The sequence below is a fragment of the Pseudomonas sp. IT-P176 genome (genome assembly GCF_949767245.1).
Taxonomy (GTDB): Bacteria; Pseudomonadota; Gammaproteobacteria; order Pseudomonadales; family Pseudomonadaceae; genus Aquipseudomonas.
In genome coordinates, this window is record NZ_CATKPN010000079.1 from 189,544 (window position 1) to 210,952 (window position 21,409).

The 21,409-nt window shown below is 60.2% G+C and carries 17 protein-coding genes; 14 read left to right on the forward strand and 3 right to left on the reverse strand.

The genetic code is table 11. From position 1 onward, the window contains the following. Positions 1 to 121: 121 nt before the first annotated feature. The 4 genes from ACM6IP_RS22090 to ACM6IP_RS22105 all read left to right on the forward strand — a co-directional run bounded on the left by ACM6IP_RS22090 (position 122) and on the right by ACM6IP_RS22105 (position 5,916). The gene (locus ACM6IP_RS22090) at positions 122 to 1,324 is read left to right on the forward strand and encodes an EAL domain-containing protein (RefSeq protein ID WP_414862279.1); all 1,203 of its coding nucleotides are present in this window, start codon (positions 122 to 124) and stop codon (positions 1,322 to 1,324) included. A 125-nt stretch (positions 1,325 to 1,449) separates the two neighbouring features. Then, on the forward strand, positions 1,450 to 1,884 hold the full coding sequence (locus tag ACM6IP_RS22095) for a response regulator (RefSeq protein ID WP_401126680.1): 435 nt from the start codon (positions 1,450 to 1,452) through the stop codon (positions 1,882 to 1,884). A gap of 135 nt (positions 1,885 to 2,019) precedes the next feature. After that, positions 2,020 to 2,667 (forward strand): response regulator transcription factor, encoded by a 648-nt coding sequence (locus ACM6IP_RS22100; RefSeq protein WP_159994541.1) that lies wholly within the window; start codon positions 2,020 to 2,022, stop codon positions 2,665 to 2,667. Positions 2,668 to 2,679: 12 nt separating this feature from the next. After that, a complete protein-coding gene (locus ACM6IP_RS22105; RefSeq protein WP_414862280.1) occupies positions 2,680 to 5,916 on the forward strand; it encodes a transporter substrate-binding domain-containing protein in 3,237 nt (1,078 codons plus the stop codon). Positions 5,917 to 5,968: 52 nt separating this feature from the next. Here ACM6IP_RS22105 and ACM6IP_RS22110 read toward each other — a convergent pair whose 3' ends face one another. Beyond that, positions 5,969 to 6,877, reverse strand: a complete 909-nt coding sequence (locus ACM6IP_RS22110) for a LysR substrate-binding domain-containing protein (RefSeq protein ID WP_095167722.1) — start codon at positions 6,875 to 6,877, stop codon at positions 5,969 to 5,971. 104 nt (positions 6,878 to 6,981) lie between these two features. Here ACM6IP_RS22110 and ACM6IP_RS22115 point away from each other — a divergent pair, with 104 nt between their 5' ends. From ACM6IP_RS22115 to ACM6IP_RS22135, 5 genes are all read left to right on the forward strand, one after another. After that, positions 6,982 to 7,848, forward strand: a complete 867-nt coding sequence (locus tag ACM6IP_RS22115; RefSeq protein ID WP_414862281.1) for a pirin family protein — start codon at positions 6,982 to 6,984, stop codon at positions 7,846 to 7,848. Positions 7,849 to 7,941: 93 nt separating this feature from the next. After that, positions 7,942 to 8,625 carry an isochorismatase family protein gene (locus ACM6IP_RS22120; RefSeq protein ID WP_095078858.1) on the forward strand — a complete coding sequence of 228 codons (684 nt, stop codon included), beginning with the start codon at positions 7,942 to 7,944 and terminating at the stop codon, positions 8,623 to 8,625. A 57-nt stretch (positions 8,626 to 8,682) separates the two neighbouring features. Then, a complete protein-coding gene (ycaC, locus tag ACM6IP_RS22125) occupies positions 8,683 to 9,309 on the forward strand; it encodes an isochorismate family cysteine hydrolase YcaC (RefSeq protein WP_095167725.1) in 627 nt (208 codons plus the stop codon). Positions 9,310 to 9,479: 170 nt separating this feature from the next. After that, on the forward strand, positions 9,480 to 10,922 hold the full coding sequence (locus tag ACM6IP_RS22130) for a mechanosensitive ion channel domain-containing protein (protein ID WP_414862282.1): 1,443 nt from the start codon (positions 9,480 to 9,482) through the stop codon (positions 10,920 to 10,922). A 195-nt stretch (positions 10,923 to 11,117) separates the two neighbouring features. Beyond that, positions 11,118 to 13,718, forward strand: a complete 2,601-nt coding sequence (locus ACM6IP_RS22135; RefSeq protein ID WP_414862283.1) for a putative mucin/carbohydrate-binding domain-containing protein — start codon at positions 11,118 to 11,120, stop codon at positions 13,716 to 13,718. 360 nt (positions 13,719 to 14,078) lie between these two features. Here ACM6IP_RS22135 and ACM6IP_RS22140 read toward each other — a convergent pair whose 3' ends face one another. Both ACM6IP_RS22140 and ACM6IP_RS22145 read right to left on the reverse strand, forming a co-directional pair. Continuing rightward, positions 14,079 to 14,468 (reverse strand): VOC family protein, encoded by a 390-nt coding sequence (locus ACM6IP_RS22140; protein WP_159998756.1) that lies wholly within the window; start codon positions 14,466 to 14,468, stop codon positions 14,079 to 14,081. A 138-nt stretch (positions 14,469 to 14,606) separates the two neighbouring features. After that, entirely contained in the window at positions 14,607 to 15,371 is a 765-nt protein-coding gene (locus tag ACM6IP_RS22145; protein WP_095167732.1) for an AraC family transcriptional regulator, read from the reverse strand. Positions 15,372 to 15,469: 98 nt separating this feature from the next. On the opposite strand from ACM6IP_RS22145, the gene ACM6IP_RS22150 reads away from it, so the two are divergent. The 5 genes from ACM6IP_RS22150 to ACM6IP_RS22170 all read left to right on the forward strand — a co-directional run bounded on the left by ACM6IP_RS22150 (position 15,470) and on the right by ACM6IP_RS22170 (position 21,376). Beyond that, positions 15,470 to 16,615, forward strand: coding sequence for an MFS transporter (locus ACM6IP_RS22150; protein WP_414862284.1), 1,146 nt, complete (start codon positions 15,470 to 15,472; stop codon positions 16,613 to 16,615). Positions 16,616 to 16,816: 201 nt separating this feature from the next. Next, the gene (locus ACM6IP_RS22155) at positions 16,817 to 17,197 is read left to right on the forward strand and encodes a type 1 fimbrial protein (protein WP_414862285.1); all 381 of its coding nucleotides are present in this window, start codon (positions 16,817 to 16,819) and stop codon (positions 17,195 to 17,197) included. A gap of 115 nt (positions 17,198 to 17,312) precedes the next feature. Next, positions 17,313 to 17,813 (forward strand): sigma-70 family RNA polymerase sigma factor, encoded by a 501-nt coding sequence (locus ACM6IP_RS22160; RefSeq protein ID WP_414862286.1) that lies wholly within the window; start codon positions 17,313 to 17,315, stop codon positions 17,811 to 17,813. Positions 17,814 to 17,853: 40 nt separating this feature from the next. After that, positions 17,854 to 18,828 carry a FecR family protein gene (locus tag ACM6IP_RS22165; protein WP_414862287.1) on the forward strand — a complete coding sequence of 325 codons (975 nt, stop codon included), beginning with the start codon at positions 17,854 to 17,856 and terminating at the stop codon, positions 18,826 to 18,828. 97 nt (positions 18,829 to 18,925) lie between these two features. Beyond that, the gene (locus ACM6IP_RS22170; RefSeq protein WP_414862288.1) at positions 18,926 to 21,376 is read left to right on the forward strand and encodes a TonB-dependent siderophore receptor; all 2,451 of its coding nucleotides are present in this window, start codon (positions 18,926 to 18,928) and stop codon (positions 21,374 to 21,376) included. Positions 21,377 to 21,409 lie beyond the last annotated feature (33 nt).

Genomic DNA, 21,409 nt, shown 5'->3' on the forward strand with positions numbered 1-21,409 from the left:
GATTGCGAGGGCAAATGGGTAACTCTGGGAAATTTCCTACAAGTTTTAGGACGTTTCCTAATTAAGTTCAGGAAGCGGGCGGTGATAATCAGGTGTCTTTTTTACGCAGCGGGCCGCCCAAATGATACTGCCGATCAGGGTTCTGGTACTTGAGGATCACCCCTTTGTCCTCGCTGTAGCGGTCAAGATGCTCACGCAATTGGGCTGCGAGGCGGTATTCCAGGCCAGTGATGGCGAGCAGGCGCTGGCGGTCCTGGATGAAGTAGGTGCCGTGGACATTGCCCTGTGCGACCTGTGCATGGAGGGCATGGATGGCCTGGAGTTCTTCCGCCAAGTCGGGCAATCCGGGTTAGTCGGCTCGATCATCATCAGCAGCTCGCTGTCGGCGGACCTGCGCCGCGCGGTGCGGCAGATCGTGGCGTTGTCGGGGCTCAGGCTGCTGGGGGATGTCGGTAAACCCTTGCATCCGCAGGCGCTGGGCCAGTTGCTGGAAAAACACCTGATCAGTCCCCGCGAAGAGCGAGTGCCGCCGCCAGCACCGCCGCCAGTCTGTGCCAACGAAGTGCGCCACGCCCTGCACGATGGTCAGTTCCAACCCTACTACCAGCCTAAAGTCGACCTGTTGAGCGGCGCGGTCTGTGGCGTGGAAGTGCTGGTGCGCTGGAATCACCCGTTTCGTGGGCTGCTGTCGCCCGTAGCGTTCCTGCCGGAGCTTGAGCGTGCCGGCTTGCTGGATTCGCTGTTGTTCACCCAGATCGACCAGGCCCTGACCCTGCAACGCCAGGCGCGTGAGCAGGGCTTTGCGGTCAACGTTGCGTTCAACCTGCACGCCCAGCAATTGGCCAATCCACAACTGGTCCCCACCATCCGCGGCATTCTTGCGCTGCAGGGCACGCCAGGCTCGAGCCTGACCTTCGAACTGACCGAAAGCGGCCTGCTGGAAGCCCCGGCTACCAGCCTTGAGAGTCTGGTGCGCTTGCGCATGATGGGCTGCCAGCTGTCGATCGATGACTTCGGTGCCGGCTTTTCCTCGTTGCAGCGCCTGTGCCAGCTGCCGTTCAACGAGATCAAGCTGGATGCCGAGTTCGTCCGCACCTTTGAGGATCAGCCGCGTTGCCGGGCAGTGATCAGCAGCACCCTGGCCCTGGGGGAGGCCTTGGGCATGTCGGTGGTGATCGAAGGGGTCGAGACCGAGCAGCAGCGTCAGCAGTTGCTTGATTTGGGCTGTACCCAGGCCCAGGGCTATCTGTTTGCCCGCCCCATGAACGGCCCCGATCTGTTGCGCTGGCTGCAGGCGTCTGCGCTCGGGCAACAAAAAACCTGATCGAGAATGGAACTGTTTCTTTAGGAATAGTCCTACAGAAACGTCGCGATGTTGCGCTTAGTCTTGCAGCCTCTTGAAAGGGCTGGTTAAAGACCGGTCGCATTGTCTTTGCAGAGTTAGTCACCATGCCAAATAAAGCCTTACGCATCCTGATCGCCGATGAGCAGCATTTTCATCGCATGAAAATCGAACGTGGCCTGAACCAGCTCGGTTACTACCGGATTGCTCCCGTGCACTCGCTCGAAGAACTGCTGATTGTGGTGGAGTACGGCTGCGAGCCCTTTGACCTGGTCATCCTCAATGCCAACCTGACCACCAGCGGCGGGCTGGACCCGTTGGGTTTGTGCCAGGACAACCTGCAGATCCGCCATGCCTTGATCTACGATGCCGAGCAGGCCGGGCTGCCCGCCCTGTATGCCGTTGCACAGCGCAAGGTGCGGCTCCACCAGGCCCGTCTACCCGACCAGGAAACCCTGGAGAGCCTGATGCGGCGGGTCGATACACCTATTCCACTGTCCGAGCGTGGACATGGCTGGCCGCGTGACAGTTTGCGCGCCTGAACAGCCTTGAACTGGACTACCGTTCGTCGGAACTGTCAGATCTGACAGGTAGTCCGGGCGTCATCCCCCGTGCAATAGTCTTGGCGCAGCCGTAGCGCCTGCGTTGGCGCACGCCGTGTACATCAGGAACTATCCATGAGCTCACTGTTGATCATCGATGATCATCCGGTAATTCGTGCCGCTCTGAAAATGATGCTTGGAGCCCTCAAGGACGCCCGCGACCGGCCGGTCTTCACGACCATCCTGGAGGCTTCCAGCGGGATTGAGGCCCTGCAGATGATTCATCAGCACGCGCCCTCGCTGCTGGTGCTCGACCTCAATATGCCAGGGCTCAGCGGGCTGGACTTTCTCAGCCGCCTGCAGCGTGAACAGATCCCTACGCGGGCGGTGGTGTTCACCGCCAACGAACCGCGGTTTTACATGGAGCGCTGCACCCGGGTCGGTGCCATGGGCTTCGTCGAAAAAACCAACGACCTGCAGGAGCTGCGCAAAGCTGTTCAAGCGCTGCTCAGTGGCTACACCTATTTCCCCCGGCTGGATACCAGCACGGTCAATCTCAGCAGCGTGCAACTCGACGAGCAGAAGATGATCGACACGCTCTCGGACCGCGAGCTGAGCATTTTCCAGGCGCTCGCCCGGGGTGTTAGCAACAAGGAAATCGCCGAGCGCCTGCACCTGAGCCACAAGACAGTCAGCACCTACAAGACCCGCCTGATCGATAAACTCAACGTGAAATCCCTGGTCCACTTGAGGGATTTTGCCCAGCGCAATCATCTGATCTGAAGGGCTATCGACATGCGCGCCTGGCTGCTGCTGTTGACGTTGCTCAACCTGTGGTGGTCGGCGAACAGCCCTGCCGCCGGACCGCAACCCTTGCAGTTGTTGGGGCGCTCGAGTGTCGAAGGTTATCGGGTCGAGCTCGCGGCAACCGACTGGCGCTGGCTGAGGACCCAGGGCCGTTTGCGGTTGGGCGCTTCGGCGCCGGATTACCCACCTTTCGAAAACACGATCAATGGGGATAATTTCGAGGGTATCACCGCCGATTTTGCCGGGTTGATCGGCCAGTTGCTGCATATCCGGGTGGAAGTCCAACGCTACGATTCGCGTCAGGCGGTGATTGCCGCGCTCAAACGGGGCGAGGTCGATCTGCTGGGGGCGGCCAATGGTTTTGAAGCGGCCGACCCGCAGTTGGTGATGTCCCGCGCCTATGCCGAGGATGCGCCCATCCTGGTGACCCGCCGGGGCGACAATGCGCGCCTGGCCCCCGATCTGGCAAACCTGCGGGTGGCGATGCTCGACCATTACCTGCCGCCGCAGACTATCCGGGCCGCTTATCCCAAGGCGCACCTGGAGTTGTATCAGTCGACCTTGAACGCAGTCGGCGCGGTGGCGTTTGGCGGAGCGGATGTGTACCTGGGAGACTCCATCAGCGCCAGTTACCTGATCAACAACCACTACCTGAGCAACGTGCAACTGGCTCAATTCGCGCGGCTGGAAGTCAACCCGTTCGGCTTTGCCCTGAGTGTCGACAACCCGCGGTTGCGGCGCATCATCGACGCCGCGCTGGCGGCGATTCCCGAGCAGGAGCGCACCAGCATCCTGCGCCGCTGGAGCGCCGGCAGCAGTTTTGGCGACAACCAACAGGTGCAGTTGAGCGCGAGCGAGCAGCGATGGCTGGAGCAACACCCCCAGGTCAAGGTTGGCTTCCTGCGCAACTTCGCACCGCTATCGTATGAGGACGAAAATGCACAGTTTGCGGGGCTCGGCGCCCAGGTCCTGGACCGTATCAGCCTGCGCACCGGGCTGAAGTTCCAGGCGCTGGCGGGTGACTCCCTCGGTGGCCAGATCGCCCGGCTCCAGGCCGGCGAGCTGGACGTACTGGCCGGAATCACCCCGACCCTCGAACGCCAGGCCTTGCTGCGGTTCACTCGACCCTATCTGATCAACCCTTATGTACTGGTCTGCGCGATCGGCAACCAGCCCCCGGTCACGCTCAAGGATCTGGCGGGCAAGCGGGTGGCGGTGGTCAGCCGCAACCCGCAACGCGAGCTGATCCGCAGCCAGGCCGCCAACGTGCGCTTCATCGAGGTCGACAGTCCCGCCCAGGCGATGGCGCTGGTGGCCAGCGGCGGGGCGGAGGCGGCGTTGAATACCTTGATCAGCGCACGCTACATCATTGCCCGGCAATACCGTGACCAGCTCCAGGTGGCCAGTACCGTGGGCGCCGAACCGGTGCACATCAGCTTTGCCACGCAGCGTGGGGCGGTTGAGCTGCAGTCGATCCTGAACAAGGCGTTGCTCAGTATTGCGCCGGAAGAAATGGACGAGTTGGCAAACCGCTGGCGCACTGGACAACCGGTCAACGACAGCTATTGGGCGCGCTATCGCACCTCGATCATCCAAGGCTTTGTAGCCGCCAGCCTGCTGTTGCTGCTGGCGCTGGGCTGGATCACTTATCAGCGGCAGTTGATCCGCAAGCGGCAACTGTTGCTGGATCAAGTGCAGCAGGCCCGGGCCGACGCCGACGACGCCAACCGCGCCAAGAGCACCTTCCTGGCAACCATGAGCCATGAAATCCGCACGCCGATGAATGCGCTGATCGGCATGTTGGAGCTGGCGAGCAAAAGTGCCGAACAGGGGGTGACCGACCGCGTCGCGATCGAGGTCGCATCGAATGCCGCGCAGCACCTGCTGGAGCTGATTGGCGACATCCTCGACATCTCGCGGATCGAGTCCGGGCATTTGACCCTGGTGCCGGAGCGGACCAACCTGCGGTTGCTGGTGACATCGTTGGGTGCAGTTTTCGAAGGCCTGGCGCGGCAGAAAAACCTGGAGTGGCAGGTGGAACTGGACGTGCACTGCCAGCGTGATGTGTTGATCGACCCGATGCGTTTCAAACAGGTTCTGTCCAACCTGTTGAGCAACGCTATCAAGTTTACCCACGCCGGCTACATTCGCCTGAGGTTGCGGGTGGTACCAGGCAACATTGCCGGGCATGTGGCGGTCAAGGTGCTGATCGAGGACAGCGGAATCGGCATCAGCGCCACTGACCAACAACGCCTGTTCAGCCCCTTCGTGCAGGCAGCCCAGGGCTCGCAGCACGGGCGCAGTGGCTCGGGCCTGGGCCTGGTGATCAGCCGCTCCTTGTGCGAAATGATGGCGGGGCAACTGCACCTGAGCAGTGTGCTGGGCAGTGGTACCCGGGTCGAAGTCACCCTCAACCTACCGACGCTGCCATCCTTGAGCGAGTTGCCGCCCGGCAGCGACGTGACGACAGCGGAACCAGGGCGTTCGTTGAATGTGCTGGTGGTGGATGACTACCCGGCCAATCGCCAGTTGCTCGCCCAACAACTGCGCCACCTGGGGCATCAGGTGCAGGTCGCCAACGATGGCGCGCAAGGGCTGCAAGCCTGGCGTGACCAGGCGTTCGACGTGGTCATCAGCGACTGCCACATGCCCGCGCTCAACGGTTATGAATTGGCGGCCGCGATCCGCGACGAAGAGCGCCGCCTGGGCTTGCCTTGCTGCCTGATCCTGGGCTTTACCGCCAACGCGCAGCCCGAGGAAAAGATCCGTTGCCTTGAGGCCGGGATGGATGATTGCCTGTTCAAGCCCATTGGCCTGCGCGACCTCGGTGCCGCCCTTGCGCGGGGCACACTCAACACCGACGGGCCGTTGTCGCCTGTGTCAGTCGGTGATGCCGCGGCTGGTATCGACCTTAGTGGGCTGCGGCAGATGAGCGGGGATGATCCAGCGATGATCGACGCTCTGCTGGTGCAATTGGCGGCCAGCAATGCCGAGGACATGGCGCGCCTGCAGGAACTGCATGCACGAGGCGATGTGCCAGGCTTGCTGGAGCTGGCTCACCGCATCAAGGGCGGGGCAAACATGGTCAGGGCTTGGCAACTGATTCACGGTTGCGAGCTGCTCGAGTCCGCCTGCCAGGAATCCGCCGGCAGTGCGGCCCTGGAGCAGGCGGTGCAAGATCTAGGGTCCGCTATGCGGCGTCTGGACCAGTCCCTCAAAGGCTGAGCCGCGCGAGTTAATCCCAGTCCGGAGCAATGCCTTTGGGCCAGCCTTGCTCCTACGCGATGTCGCTGTGGCTGAATTCTTCTCCCAGGAAGTCGATCAGGGCGCGCACCGACGGCAACAAACCGCGACGCGACGGGAAGATCGCATGGACAATCCCGCACTTGGGCGCCCAGCCCGGCACCAGTTCGATCAGGCGCCCGGCGGCCAGGTCGTCGCGCACCACCACGGCCGGCAGATGAGCAATTCCCAGGCCTTGCAGGACGGCCGTGCGCAGGGCGATCAAGTCGTCGGTTACCAGGCGCGGATGATGGCGGATCAGCGCAGTGGCGCCTTCCGGGCCGAACAGCTCCCACTGGTATTCCCGTTGCGCCGCGCCCCAGTGCAGGCTGGGCAGTCCGCTCAGGTCGGCGGGCAGGGCGGGCGCCGACAAGCGCTGGGCAAACGCCGGGCTGCCCACCAGCACCTGGGTGCTGTTGCCTAGCACTTTCATCACCAGGTCGGTGTTTTCCAAGGGCGGAAAACGCACGCGCAGGGCGATATCAAACCCCTCGTGGATCAAGTCGACGCGGCGGTTGGTGCTCTCGATGAACAACTCCACCAACGGGTACTTGAGCATGTAGCGAGTCAGCATTGGCCCGACCCAGGAGTTGAGCAGCGCGGTCGGGCAACTGATGCGCACCAGGCCCTGGGGTTCGGAGCGATTGCGCTCGATCAGTTCGGCGGCGCTTTCTGCTTCCACGCGCATCGCCAGGCAGCGCTGGTAATAGGCCTGGCCGATTTCGGTGAGCGAGCAATGCCGGCTGGAGCGGTGGATCAGGCGCACGCCCAGGCGCTCTTCGAGCTGGGCGATACGCCGGCTGAGCTTGGATTTCGGCATGTCCAAGGCACGCCCGGCCGCGGCAAATCCGCCGTGTTCAACCACCTCGGTGAAGTAATACAGGGTGTTCAGGTCTTCCACTATCGTTCCTCAAATAGAACGCTAAGAGCGATTTTTGCAGTCTATCCCATCAAAGGTGGCGGATTTAAGCTTTGTCCATGTTCTGACTCAACCCATTCGGAGGCACCATGAAAAACATCATCGGTATCTACACCAGCCCCAAAACGCACTGGGTGGGCGATGGTTTCCCGGTTCGCACACTGTTTTCCTACGACAACCTGGGCAAGCACATCAGCCCATTCCTGTTGCTCGACCATGCCGGTCCTGCGCAATTCACCCCCACCAGTGCCCGGCGCGGCGTTGGCCAGCACCCGCACCGCGGTTTCGAAACCGTGACCATCGTCTACGACGGCGAAGTGGAGCACCGCGACTCCACCGGCAGCGGCGGCAAGATCGGCCCTGGCGACGTGCAATGGATGACCGCAGCGTCCGGGATCCTGCACGAGGAGTACCACTCCGAGGCGTTCGCCAAGAAGGGCGGCACCCTGGAGATGGTCCAGCTGTGGGTCAACTTGCCCGCCAAGGACAAAATGGCCGAGGCCGGCTACCAGACGATCCTCGATGCAGACATCCCCAGCATCGCCCTGAAGAACAAGGCCGGCAGCCTGCGTCTGATTGCCGGTGAGTTCGACGGTCACAAGGGGCCGGCGCGCACTTTCACCCCGATCGACGTCTGGGACATCCGCCTGAATGCCGGCAAGGTGCTCAACCTGGACCTGCACGAAGGTCGCAACACCGCCCTGGTGGTGCTGCGCGGCACGGTTCAGGTCAATGGCCTGGAGCTGGTGCGTCAAGGGCAGTTGGCGCTGTTCGAACGCAATGGCGACCAACTTAGCCTGGAAGCCAACGGCGATGCCGTGGTGCTGCTGCTCAGCGGTGAGCCGATCGACGAGCCGATCGTCGGTCACGGCCCGTTCGTGATGAACACCGAACAAGAGATTCACCAGGCGTTCGCCGACTTCCAGTCCGGACGCTTCGGCCAGATGCAGGGTTAAGCAGTACCGGTTCAACCACCCGCTCTACACAGGATGCGTAGGCCGGTTCCTGGGCCAGGGATGGCTATTGCCTAAACGAAAGAGGAAACGCACATGAGTACCCACAACGCGGCCAACTTCAACGGCCTGAAACCGACCATCGACCCCAACGACAGCGCGCTGCTGTTGATCGACCACCAAAGTGGCCTGTTCCAGATCGTCAAGGACATGGACGTGCCGCAACTGCGTGCCAACGCCATTGCCCTGGCCAAGGCGGCGACCTTGTTGAAGATGCCGGTGATCACCACTGCCTCGGTACCTCAGGGGCCGAACGGGCCGCTGATTCCGGAAATTCATCAAGAGGCACCGCACGCCCGGTACGTGGCGCGCAAAGGTGAAATCAACGCCTGGGACAATCCTGAATTTCGCGCGGCGGTCGAAGCTACCGGCAAGAAAACCCTGGTCATCGCGGGCACCTTGACCAGCGTCTGCCTGGCGTTCCCGTCGATCGCGGCGGTGCATGAAGGCTACAAGGTGTTTGCGGTGGTCGACGCTTCCGGTAACCACTCGAAACTGGCCACTGATCTGACCATTGCTCGCTTGGCGCAAGCCGGGGTGGTGCCGATCGACATCATGGCTACGCTATCTGAGCTGCAAGGCTCGTGGAACCGTCCAGATGCCGAGCAGTGGGCGGCTGTCTACGCCCAGGCCATGCCGCATTATCAATTGCTGATCGAGAGCTACATCAAGGCTCAACAAGTGGCGAACGAACACGAAGTGCTGGACTCCCAGCGCTAACCGGGTACCCCCACGCCGACATTCACTCGGCATCGATAACACGCGAGGACTACTGCAATGACTACTTCTTACAAGCGTCTGGACAAGGATAACGCCGCCGTTCTGTTGGTGGATCACCAGGCAGGCCTGCTGTCGCTGGTACGCGACATCGACCCCGATCGTTTCAAGAACAACGTGCTGGCCCTGGCCGACCTGGCCAAGTACTTCAAGCTGCCGACCATCCTGACCACCAGCTTTGAAACCGGCCCCAACGGTCCGCTGGTGCCCGAGCTCAAGGCACTGTTCCCGGATGCGCCGTACATTGCCCGTCCTGGCCAGATCAACGCCTGGGACAACGAAGACTTCGTCAAGGCAATCAAGGCCACTGGCAAGAAGCAACTGATCATCGCCGGTGTGGTGACTGAAGTCTGTGTGGCGTTCCCGGCTCTCTCGGCCCTGGCCGAAGGTTTTGAGGTGTTCGTGGTGACGGACGCGTCCGGCACCTTCAACGAATTGACCCGGCAATCGGCCTGGGATCGCATGTCGTCCTCAGGCGCCCAACTGATGACCTGGTTCGGCCTGGCGTGCGAGCTGCATCGCGACTGGCGCAACGATGTGGAAGGGCTGGGCACCTTGTTCTCCAACCACATCCCGGACTACCGCAACCTGATGACCAGCTACAACACCCTGACCAACAGCAAGTAACCTTGCCCGGGTGGCGTACCCCGATTCCGTACGCCATCCCTCACCCCCTGTAGGAGCACGCTTGCTCCTACAGGTTTTTCTGCGGTCGCTTCTTTGCCTGCCCTCAATAGCTCCTACACTGTGCCCAATCCGTGCAGTCGTCACGGCATTGGCTTGGCTGGAGTGGTTCGATGCTGTCCTTTTTTACTGATCATCCGCTGATCTGCGCCTTGGCCCTGATTCTTCTCGACATGCTGTTGTGGCGGTTGCTCAGCGCCAGTAGCAGCTATTGGAAGCTGTTGGTGCGGGTGCTGATTTTCTCGCTGTTCAGCATGGTGCTGTTCAACGAAGGCCTGAACCCGCTGCAGACCGCGCCCTGGCCGGACAATGTGCCGTTGCACCTGGCGGCGACCGGCCTGCAGATCGGCTGGTGGCTGTTCGCTGCGAGAACCCTGACGGTGCTGATCGGCGCGCTGATGATGCAGCGCGTCGGGCATACCGGGCGATTGTTGCAGGACCTGCTGGGCGCGGTGATTTTCCTGATTGCGGTGATTGCCGCGCTGGCCTATGTCCTCGACCTGCCGGTCAAGGGGGTGCTGGCCACCTCCGGGGCGGTGGCGATCATTGTCGGCCTGGCGCTGCAAAGTACCCTCAGTGATGTGTTCTCGGGGATCGTGCTCAACACCACCAAACCCTATCAACTCGATGACTGGATCTCCATCGACGGCATGGAAGGCCGGGTCATCGACATCGATTGGCGTGCCACGCGCCTGCAGACCTCCCAGGGCAGCATGGCGGTGATTCCCAACTCCCTGGCGGCCAAGGCCAAGATCATCAACTTCAGCCGCCCGAGCGACATTTTCGGCATTGCGGTCAGCGTGCAGGTCAGCCCCCATGCCCGCCCGCAAACAGTGATCGAAGCATTGGAGCGGGCGATGCAGGGCTGCCGGCAATTGCTCGCGAAACCCGCCCCCAGCGTGGCATTGAAAAGTGCCAGCAGCAGCGGCGTGGAGTACGAGATCAGCGCTTTTGTCAGCTCCATGCTGCACAAGCGTGAAGCGCGCAATGCCTTGTTCGACCTAGCCTTCCGGCACTTGCAGGCTTCGGGTGTGAGTCTTTTGTCCAGCGCGGAAAACCAGGCACCAGAAGGCTACTCGCGGCCGCGGGCACTGCTGGAAAGCTCGAGCATATTCTCCACCCTGCGCCCGGACGAAAAAGACACCTTCAGCCAGAACATGCAGCTCGTAACCTTGCGTGCCGGCGAGATGATCCTGCCCGCGGGCGAGGTCAGCGATCATTTGTTCATCATCGAATCGGGCGTGGTCTCGGTGAGCCTCACTCGCGACGGCAGCCCGTTCGAAGCCGGACGCATGGGGCCGGGGGAAGTGATTGGCGAAGCCGGCATCCTTTCCGATGCCTCGCTGCCGGCAGACTTTTCGGCCAAGACCTTCTGCACCCTGTACCGCATCGAGAAGGCCTACCTCAAACCCTGCCTCGACGCCCGCCATGACATCAGCGAAGCAATCCAAGCTTTGCTCGACTACCGCCTGCACAGCGCCCAGGCCCTGAGCCGCGAAGTGCCGCCGGTCGCGGTGAAAAAGGGCTTCTTACAGTGGCTGCGTCGCCGCGCATAGCCGGATGCGGCCCCATCGATACCGCCGTCCTGCTGACGGCCTTGTATTGATCGTTTTCACGTACTTGAAATAGTCCGAATAGCGTGCATGTTTATGAGGTTTTCTACTATAGAACTGTCAGTTCTGTCAGTAGTAGGCTTTATCGACTTCACGTAACTTCTACTCTTGCTGTCTTTCTGGGCAGGAGACGTGGAAATGGCTGTTGAAGAAATCCAAAGATCGACTCATCGCTTCTACAGCCTGGAGCGCCCTGAGTGGATGTTCAGGGCAGGTCTCGATAAAGGTATTCATCATGATCGAATAGACCTGGGGACAATACTTTTAGCAGGAACAAAGATACGGGTTAGGCAAATTACCCCGACCTCGAATGTGGGGGTGACACTGAGCTTATTGAATAATGATCAAAAAACCGAAACCCACACCGAAATAAAAACGCAATGGCGCGAATTGATTGCGGGCGTTGCTTCGGTGCCTTTTGTTTCTACGCGCTACACGGCTCAGGCGGGAGAGTTACTTGAGATTGAAGTCGAGATTTGGGGGGGGGCGAAGTCCCTGCCGATTTATCGGCAAGGGCTAAACATTGATTTGTTTTTTTCTGATTGGGATTCTTGGAATGCAGAGTACGCATTGTTCAGTTCTACCTATGCTAATGTCCTGATTCCGGCAAAGGATAAAGGCGTTGTCAAAACATTGCATCAGGCAAGCGGGCTGCAAAATCTGACGAGCTACTATAATCGCGTTTTTGAGTACTTTAATTACCTTGCCGGGCTTTCATTTGAACCGGCAGTGCCCACGGATAAGAATATTCCCAATCGTTACTTCATGAAGGCTGACAAGTCTGGTGTTGGTGCTGCCTACTATGGCGGAGGGTGGACCGCTGAAACTTCGGACTCGGTTGCTGCCTTCTGGCTGGATATACGGGCGGAAAATTGGGGGAGCCTGCATGAGATAAGTCATGGCTATCAAGGGGGGTTCTTCAGTGATGATATTATTCAGGTGAGTGAGATTTGGAATAATATATTCTGTCAGTTGTATCAGGAGAAGTGGTTGGGGCAGGATGTTTACAAGGTAGGGTGGTTGTATGGTGCAGGTGAGGACGTACTTTATGCGGATGCTCGACGGGTATTTGATTTGGGGCTGAGTAGCGCAGGTGCTGCCGGCCACCTCATAATGTTCTTTTATATGCTCATATTGTGGAAGACTGGAGAGCGTGGCCTTGTCGAGTTCTATCAACGTTATCGCCGGATAAGCAACAGTGTCGGGTTTAAGGTCGCCGATTATCCAGCAATGGATTTGTTGAGCCATGTCTCTATTGATGTTGCAAATGTTGATGTGTCTGCATTCATGGATTATGTGAAGGTAGCGCTTACCGGACGTCAGGCGATGGCGAATGCCTATAGCAATGCCCTGCTGGTTTATCCGTTGTATCGACTCGTTCGACAGAGCGAACTGGCCCAGGCCCAGGCGTTGTTGGGGGTGAGAAGTCCATTGCATCTGGTCAGTGCTGATCAACTTGCGGTGACGGGGTTGACGGGCGGCATTACCTTCTCATTCGATGAAGACACCTACCCCATGATCGCCGGCAAGGTCCTGCTGATAAAAGATGCTATTGGCCAAGCCAGGATTATAAGGATTACCAGTAAATTGGTTCAGGCTGGGAGGTTACCCATTGGCGCCTACAGGTTGCAATTGCCCTGCGCAATGGACGGTGAATATCAGGGTGTCAATTGCTATGTGGCGAATCATAGTGATGAGACTCGCTTGAATTGTACTTATGTCAGGAAGTACGCAAGCGTACTCGCGGATCAACGGATATATTTAGGGGGGCTGTCCGGAGTTTTTTGTACGCTGACTGTGGATGTGTCGACAGGGCGCTTGCTGATTCAGTTGGTTCAAGAAGATCCACATGTGTACTTCGAAGATCAGGTCTACGCGCAGGTGTTGGTGAGAAATGCATCGGGGTTCCACGTTTTTGACCGACAAATACGGGGTAGAAACAACGTGCGGTTTCGGCATGAGCTCCCAATCGAACAGGGCTATACTATCGAAATCCTGCACAGGGAGCCCTCACGCTTGAAAGTGTCTAATAGTTCAGCTTCGCCCGTGATAGATGAAAGTGCGCAAATCAACCCAATGAAGGTGACGGCACAAGGGCTGGTTAATCCGATCCTGGGCACCTTGGCGAATATAAATCTGATTGAAGAAATGCAGCGAACTGCTGAGCTGCTTGAACGTTCACCTCACTGGGCTCTGCACGATGAGTTCCCTTTGAAACAGGACTTCAGGCGGGCAATCAATACCTTTTCCGGATCCATACGCGCTTATCTGTTCGAGCGTTTTCGCACCCTTGAATTCACCCCTCCCATCAATGGACGGGCCATCGCTGGCAACCGTATGAAATGGTCATTGCAGGGGAATGGCGCGAGAGGGCTTGGAGACATCACATTTGACCTCAATGAACGGACTGTGAGGTTGGCGTTCGCAGAGGCGGTCCCTCACGAATACTTTGCCTCGGTGTACATGTCAGTGGTGTTGAAGTCCAGTACGGGGGAGGTGCGCTATCTTCGAGAGTTTCGCGGAGATGCGTTAGCGAAAGCGCAAATTTCGGTATTACCGTTGAGCCTTGGCGATACCCTGAGTGTCATGCACAGGGAACCCACTCGCACTGGCATCGAGGTCAACAGTGACGGTCGGAAAATTCCGCTCGGTCTTGTGCAGCATGCAACTTATAGTGCACCAGGCATCCTGCAACTGAGCAGTTATTGGCCGGCTTCGATAGTGGAGGACAGCGAATAACGATAAGGCGATTCACTAAAAATCCACTGTCGTTGACGCTTCCACGGCATGTACTACAAAACGATATCCAGTGGCCCGGCCAGCAGCGACAAACCCAGGCGGCTAGCCCGCTGCCTGGTCATAGTCTGTTCGACACGGCGGCAAGCGCCGAATTGGCTTGCGCAACTGCGCAACTATTGGTCATTGGTGGTCGACCCAAGGGGGGCTAACGCGCCGGATGAAGATCAAGCGCAGTTTGGTGTCGCCAAGGTTCAACTGCGTCAGGTTACGTTCGGCGCGCGTCTAGCGAATCCAGCCGCACAGGCAGCCGCCGTTATAAGTCGTCTCGCTCATTGCCAGTCTCCGTGATGGGGGTGTTCGTCAGGCAATCGGCGAGCAGAGTTCCACCAGCGTGCCGTCCGGGCAGCGCACGTAGGACACGGTTTGTCCCCAGGGTTTGTGCACCGGCACGGCGATTTCCCGGGCGCCGGCCTGCAATGCACGAGCATGGGCCGCCAGCACGTCGTCGGTGACCAGGGCCACTTCCATGCCCAGTGGTTTGGCGCTGGCGTGGGCCGAGACGTGGCCAGCGCTGAAATTCATCCCGGCCAGTTCATCGGCGGCGAAGGCCAGGGCGGTCTCGCCGGTTTCCAGTTCGCCGTAGGTGCCCGACTCATGGATGAATCGTGTGGCCAGGCCGAAGGCCGAGGAGAAGAACTCGAGGGACGCGCGAACGTCGGGGACGTAGATAATCAGGTAGCCGAACTTCATCGGTGAACACTCCTTGTTGTCGTGCCGGTTGAAGCGCGAATCTAGCATGTTGCTCTGCGGACCTGCGAGGTTCTTGCTGACGCCGTAGCGCTGCGGCAGGTCGCTACCGGTATTTGCCGTTCTAGTGTGCAACTCCCGTTATCGGAAGTAGACGCCGGGTGTCGTGCCGGTCATGGCTTTGAAAAATGCGATGAACGCGCTGTCGCTGGCAAACCCCAACTCGAAGGCGCTGTAGCTGATGTTGCGACCGGTGGCGAGCAATTCGATGGCGCGCATCAGACGCCACTGTTGGCGCCATTGCTGATAGCCCATGCCCGTTTCCCGCTGGAATATCCGTCCAATGGTTTTGCTACTGGCACCCACTCTTGTGGCCAATACGTCTAACTGTGGCGGCAGGTCCTCGAGCGTGGTCAGCAAGGGCGCCAAACGATGATCCCAAGGCAGGGGCAATAGCATCGGCTGGAGGCTGGCCTCACGGATTTCACCCAGACACAATTGCAGCAGATGCATGAACTTGCCCTGTTGCCAGTCGGTGTCGAACGGGGCCATGGCAATCGGTTCCAGCACCGCCTGCAGCAACGGGCTGACCTCGATCACGCAGACCTTGCGGGGTAACGATGCAGACAGCTGCGCAGTCAGGTAAACGGATCGGTAATCGACGCTGTGTTGCATGACTGCGCGATGGCTGACCCTTGGCGGGATCCATGCCGCGCGCGATGGGGGCAACAGGCACAACTGTCCGGCCAGGGTGATCCGGGTGCAGCCCTGGCGGGTGAACAACAACTGCCCGCGTTCGTGCTCATGCAGGCCTGAGTCATGGTTGCCCAGGCAGGCTGCAATGCCAATGACCTCGGCGGGATATACGTCCGGGTCGAAAGATGCCTGGGCTTCAAGCCATGCCATACATTGTCCGATCTTAGTGGTTTTTTGTCCTGATCAAGATAATACGTCAACAACGCTACTTTAAAATCACCACCATTCCTTTAGGTGAGTGAGCCGTCATGGACACCAGTAATTTGCTACGCCTGGCCATTGCCCTGTTGATGTTTGGGCAGGTCGCACAAACCCTCTACAGTCCGGCGTTAACCGATATCGGACAAGTATTTCGGGTGACGCCTGCCGTCGCCGCCCAACTTCTATCAGTGTACTTTCTGGCATTCGCCGCCGGCGTGGTGGTGTGGGGGCGAGCCTGTGACCAGATCGGTCGACGACCCACGATGCTCGCGGGCCTGGCAGTGTATGCCGTCGCCTCGGTCATGGCCCTGGTGGCCAACACCTTCAGTGTTCTGCTGGCGGTGCAAGCACTGGCAGCCTTCGGTGCTGCGGTCGGTTCGGTGGGGACACAAACAGTGTTGCGGGACCTTTTCGAGGGGGCGGCGTTGGCGCGCGTGTTCTCTCTGGTCGGCATGGCCCTGGCAATCAGTCCGGCGCTGGGTCTCTTTGCCGGTATGACGCTGGTTAGCGAATTTGGCTATCGAGGTGTGCAGGTTTGTCTTTTGGTGTTGGCATTGGCCCTGGTCGCCTGGTGTGCCTGGACTTTGCCCGAGACGCGACCTGAGCGCCGTTGCGCACCCCCCCTGTTCGCAACCTTGTGGCTGATGCTCAAGGACATCGCGATCTGGCGTTCAGCATTGTTGGTGGCGGTATTCAACATTGCGCTTTTGAGCTACTACAGCCTCGCGCCCTTCGAGTTTCAACGCCTGGGACTGAGTCCGGAACTGTTTGGCTATAGCGGAGTGATTCTTGCCCTTGGATCGGGACTGGGGGCGGTGTTGAACACGCAGTTGCTCAAACGCTCAGTTAAGGGACCACGCCTGATCGCGATGGCTGGGATGGTGGCGTTGCTGGGGGCGATAGGGGTACAAGGACTGCACGCCAGTGTCTGGTTCCTAGCGCCGATGTTGTTGGTGGTTATGGCGTTTGGCATGGCGATCCCCAATATCCTGGGTTCAGCACTGGCGGCTTATCGCGATCGCTTGGGGACTGCCGGCGCCTTGTTTGGCTTGATGTATTACATGTTGATAGGCAGTGGCCTGATGCTCGCGGGTTGGAGTCAGAACCTGGGCGGCACGCTGCTGGCCTGCGCTGGGGTGGCGGTACTGTTGAGCTGGCAGGCCCAGCCGCTTGACCTGATCTACGACCGATAGCAGCTGTTTTTACTGGTTCGTGGGGGGATAGAAGCTGGAGGCACGCGAATGATCGTGATTGTCATATTTGTCGTGGACCTGGCTGGCAAGCACCGTGAAATCTTCCCCCCCGACCCTCCACAAAAAACGCTGTGGCTTTAAAACTCAAGATTTGAGCCAGACTTGCCGATGCAGTCCTTAACCCCCTAAGGAGTGTTGACCATGAACGGCAAGCAGCTATTGCTCGGAATCAGTTTGTACGCTGTATTCAATGGCTCGTGTGTGGCGGCCAGCGCGCCTTTGCAGGGCGTTATCCACTTTCAGGGTGCGATTGTCGAACCCGCCTGCACCTCGAGCATGGGCGCGGGTGCCGTAGTGGCACTGACGGGGTGCCCGGCGCAGAGCCGGGGTACGACTATCGAGGCACGACGGGTGATGCCGGTGAGTCATGTCACGGCGCGTGACGCTTCGGCGGTCAAGGCCAAGTTGCTGTCCGATACTGGGCGGGACAGTCGGTATTTCGATCAGCAGTATCAGTTAGTGGACGAAACCGGCAAGCCGCTACGCTCGGGCAATTACCTGATCACCCTGATCATGCCTTGAGAGCGGGTACAACGAATGCAGGCAAGGGTTGAGAGGATGAGTGGTCTGGGCGGTGCATTGCCGGCATTAATAGGAAGCATTACTATTCACGCCCTCGCCACCACAGCGCACCGTGATGACCTCCAAGCTGCCCCGCAGACCCGGATTTTTCGAGCACTACGAAGAGTTGGTCGGAACCTGGACGCGCCGGTTGAGAAATCGCCAGCAAGCCGAGGACCTGGCCCACGACACCTTCGTGCGGGTGCTGGAATCCGACTCGAGCCAGGTGCAGCAGCCGCGGGCCTATTTGCACCAGACTGCGCGCAACATCGCGGTGGATGGTTATCGGCGTGAGGACCGGCGGGGCGCCATGGAGTCCGAGGCGCTGGATCCTCGTGGGTCGTCGAGCGATGACCCGGAGCACTACATGCACGCGATCCAGCTGGCAGACTGCATCGAGCGGGCGCTGTCCGAGTTGCCCGCCAACTGTCGCAAGGTGTTCATCTGGCAGAAGCTCGAAGGGCTGACCCAGGCGGAAATCGCCGAACGCCTGGGACTGTCTAAAAACATGGTGGAAAAGTATATGATCCGCACCCTGCGGCATCTACGTGAGCGCCTCGACGGGGCTGCGCCATGAACAGCCAGCCATTTCCAGCCACCGCCCGACAGGACCTTGCATGATGGATAACCGGGATTGCGCGTGCGGACAGACCACGGTTCGCGACGAGGCGGCGCTGTGGTTTTCCCGTGTGCAGGATGCACCGCTGAACCCAGGCGACCAGCAACGGTTCAACGCCTGGCTGGAGCAACACCCGCAGCACCGCGACGAATATCAACTGCTGCAAGGCCTGTGGCGTGCCACCGAGCTGGTGCCCAAGGCGCGCTTGCAAGCCCTGTGCGCAACCCCACCCACGCAGCTCAAGCGCCGACCACTGCTGCAGTATGCGGTGGCAGCCAGTGTGCTGGTGGTGGCGGTGGGTTTCGGCCTGTTCAATGGCCTGGGTGGTCCGGCCAGTTACCGTGCAGAGTTTTCCACCGCCTTGGGCGAGCGACGCCAGGTGAGCTTGCCGGACGGCTCGCTGATCGAGCTGAACAGTCGCAGCCAGGTCCGGGTGAATTTCCAGGGCGACCAGCGGGGCATCGAACTGACCCAGGGCGAAGCCATGTTCAACGTCGAACACGACAGCAGCCGGCCCTTTGTGGTGGCGGCGGGCACGGGCAAGGTGACGGTCACGGGCACTCGCTTCGATGTACGCCGCGACGCTCAGGAAACGCGGGTCGTGGTGGAGCAGGGCAGGGTCAAGGTGCAGGGACACGACAGTGACTTCGTCAGCCTCTCGGCGGGACTGGCGACCCGGGTGGACGCTCAGGGTCGGGTCGCTCCGGCCGAGGCGGTCGATGCCCAGGCGCTGACCGCCTGGCGCAGCGGCAAGCTGGTATTCAACGATGCCAGCCTCAGTGAAGTGGCAGCAGAAGTCTCGCGCTATCGGCAGCGGCCGTTGACCGTGGGCAGCGCAGCGGTGGGCAATCTACGCCTGAGCAGCGTGTTCAAGACTGACAACACCGAGGCCTTGCTCAAGGCCTTGCCGAGCATCCTGCCGGTGGCGATCCGGACCCGCGATGACGGCAGCCAGGAAATAATTGCGCGATAGATTCAGGTTTTTTTCGAGTTCTTCGTCTTCTTGTCCAACTGCAACTGGTTTGCATTAACAGCCGCACCTATTTGCGATCAACAGGACAAGGTTCGACGTGAAAAACCCCCGCGCGAAAAACAACAAACCCGCCACGCTTTCTTCCCGTTGGCTGCCCCTGGCGCTGGCACTGGCCGTCAATGCGGGCCTGCCGCTGGCGTATGCCGAGGCGGCTGGCGGCAACATCCAGATTCAAGCGCAACCCCTGGGGGCGGCCCTCAGCCAACTGGGTCAGCAGACCTCCCTGCAGGTGTTTTTCGATCCGCAACTGGTGGCCGGCAAGCAGGCGCCGGCGGTGGACGGCAACTTGTCGCCGGAGCAGGCCTTGCGCCAGTTGCTGCAGGGCAGCGGCCTGGAGTATTCGATCGACCAGGGTTCGGTGACCCTGAGCCCGGCCGCCACTTCGACATCCGCAGCGGGTCCGCTGGAACTGGGGGTGACCGACATCACCGTGGTCGGCGACTGGCTGGCTGACGCCAATGCGGCGGTGGTGCAGAACCACCCTGGTGCACGCACGGTGATCCGTCGTGAGGCCATGGTCGAGCAGGGCGCGATGACCGTCGGCGACGTGCTCAAGCGTGTACCCGGGGTGCAGGTCCAGGACGCCAACGGCACGGGCGGCAGTGACATCTCCCTGAACGTCGGTGTGCGTGGCCTGACCTCGCGCCTGTCACCGCGCTCCACGGTGTTGATCGATGGTGTCCCGGCTGCCTTCGCCCCTTACGGCCAGCCGCAGCTGTCGATGGCGCCGATCTCCTCCGGCAACCTCGACAGCATCGACGTGGTACGGGGCGCAGGGTCGGTTCGTTATGGCCCGCAGAACGTCGGTGGGGTGATCAACTTCGTGACCCGGGCCATCCCGGAGAAAGCCACCGGGGAAATCGGCAGCACCCTGGAAACCTCCCAGCGCGGTGGCTGGAAGCACATCGACACGGCGTTTCTCGGCGGCACCGCGGACAACGGCATGGGCGTGGCACTGTTGTACTCCGGGGTCAACGGCAACGGCTATCGGGAAAGCAATAACGACAACGACATCGACGACGTGATCCTCAAGACTCACTGGGCGCCCACCGATGTCGACGATTTTTCGCTGAACTTCCACTACTACGACGCCAAGGCTGATATGCCCGGCGGGCTGACCCAGCAACAGTACGACGAAGATCCCTACCAGTCGGTGCGCGACCACGACAACTTCGCCGGCCGGCGCAAGGACGTGTCCTTCAAGTGGGCGCGGCTGATCGGCGATCGTACCCAGGCCGAAGTGCTGACCTACTACTCCGACAGTTTTCGCGGCAGCACCATCGCCGCCCGCGACCAGAAAACCCTGAGTTCCTACCCGCGCACCTACTACACCTTCGGCATCGAGCCACGGGTGTCCCATGTGTTCGATGTCGGTCCGACTTCCCAGGAAGTCAGCGTCGGTTATCGCTACCTCAAGGAGGGCATGCACGAACAGGCCAGCCGCCTGGCGCTGGTGAACAACCAGCCGGTGCAGACCCCGACCTCCGACGGCCACGTGTACCAGGACCGCACCGGCGGCACCGAAGCCAACGCGTTCTACGTCGACAACAAAATTGATGTCGGCAACTGGACCGTGACCCCGGGCATTCGTTTTGAAGACATCCGCACCGAGTGGCACGACCGCCCGGTGCTCGATACGTCGGGCAAACCGGTGCAGGAGAAACGCCGCAGCATCGACAGCCATGAACCGCTGCCGGCCTTGAGCGTGATGTATCACCTGTCCGATGCCTGGAAGCTGTTCGCCAACTACGAAACCTCGTTCGGCGCCTTGCAGTATTTCCAGCTGGGCCAGGGCGGTTCGGGTGACGAGACCGCCAGCGGCCTCAACCCGGAAAAGGCCAAGACCTACGAAATCGGTACGCGCTACAACGATGATGTGTGGGGCGCTGAAGTGACGCTGTTCTACATCGACTTCGACGAAGAGCTGCAATACATCAGCAACGATGCCGGCTGGACCAACCTGGGCGCCACCACCCACCAGGGCATTGAAGCCTCGGTGCACTACGACATGGCCGCGCTCGACCCACGGCTCGATGGCCTGACCGCCAATGCCGGGGTCACCTACACCCGCGCCGTATATGAAGGCGAGATCCCGGGTTTCAAGGGCCGTGACCTGCCGTTCTACTCCCGTCAGGTAGCCACCGTCGGCCTGCGTTACGACGTCAACCGCTGGACCTACAACGTCGATGCGTTCGCCCAGTCCAAGCAGCACTCACCGGGCACTGCGGTGAATGCCGATGGCAGTTTCAGCGGCGACTACATCACCGAAGGCACTGCCGACGGACAGTACGGCGACATCCCGGGTTATGTGACCTGGAACGTGCGTGGCGGCTATGACTTTGGCGCGCAACTGTCGAACCTGAAGCTCGGCGCCGGGGTGAAAAACCTCTTCGACAAGCAGTACTTCACCCGCTCCAGCGACAACAATGCGGGGATGTACGTGGGTGCGCCAAGGACCTTCTTCGTCCAGGCCAGCGTCGGTTTCTGATAGGCCGCAGTGCTTTCATCGCGAGCAGGCTCG

Bases quoted from the DNA above. Each gene is read 5' to 3' on its own strand.
- ACM6IP_RS22090 (WP_414862279.1), top strand. From the start codon at position 122: ATGATACTGCCGATCAGGGTTCTGGTACTTGAGGATCACCCCTTTGTC.
- ACM6IP_RS22095 (WP_401126680.1), top strand. From the start codon at position 1,450: ATGCCAAATAAAGCCTTACGCATCCTGATCGCCGATGAGCAGCATTTT.
- ACM6IP_RS22100 (WP_159994541.1), top strand. From the start codon at position 2,020: ATGAGCTCACTGTTGATCATCGATGATCATCCGGTAATTCGTGCCGCT.
- ACM6IP_RS22105 (WP_414862280.1), top strand. From the start codon at position 2,680: ATGCGCGCCTGGCTGCTGCTGTTGACGTTGCTCAACCTGTGGTGGTCG.
- ACM6IP_RS22115 (WP_414862281.1), top strand. From the start codon at position 6,982: ATGAAAAACATCATCGGTATCTACACCAGCCCCAAAACGCACTGGGTG.
- ACM6IP_RS22120 (WP_095078858.1), top strand. From the start codon at position 7,942: ATGAGTACCCACAACGCGGCCAACTTCAACGGCCTGAAACCGACCATC.
- ycaC (WP_095167725.1), top strand. From the start codon at position 8,683: ATGACTACTTCTTACAAGCGTCTGGACAAGGATAACGCCGCCGTTCTG.
- ACM6IP_RS22130 (WP_414862282.1), top strand. From the start codon at position 9,480: ATGCTGTCCTTTTTTACTGATCATCCGCTGATCTGCGCCTTGGCCCTG.
- ACM6IP_RS22135 (WP_414862283.1), top strand. From the start codon at position 11,118: ATGGCTGTTGAAGAAATCCAAAGATCGACTCATCGCTTCTACAGCCTG.
- ACM6IP_RS22140 (WP_159998756.1), bottom strand. From the start codon at position 14,468: ATGAAGTTCGGCTACCTGATTATCTACGTCCCCGACGTTCGCGCGTCC.
- ACM6IP_RS22145 (WP_095167732.1), bottom strand. From the start codon at position 15,371: ATGGCATGGCTTGAAGCCCAGGCATCTTTCGACCCGGACGTATATCCC.
- ACM6IP_RS22150 (WP_414862284.1), top strand. From the start codon at position 15,470: ATGGACACCAGTAATTTGCTACGCCTGGCCATTGCCCTGTTGATGTTT.
- ACM6IP_RS22155 (WP_414862285.1), top strand. From the start codon at position 16,817: ATGAACGGCAAGCAGCTATTGCTCGGAATCAGTTTGTACGCTGTATTC.
- ACM6IP_RS22160 (WP_414862286.1), top strand. From the start codon at position 17,313: ATGACCTCCAAGCTGCCCCGCAGACCCGGATTTTTCGAGCACTACGAA.
- ACM6IP_RS22165 (WP_414862287.1), top strand. From the start codon at position 17,854: ATGATGGATAACCGGGATTGCGCGTGCGGACAGACCACGGTTCGCGAC.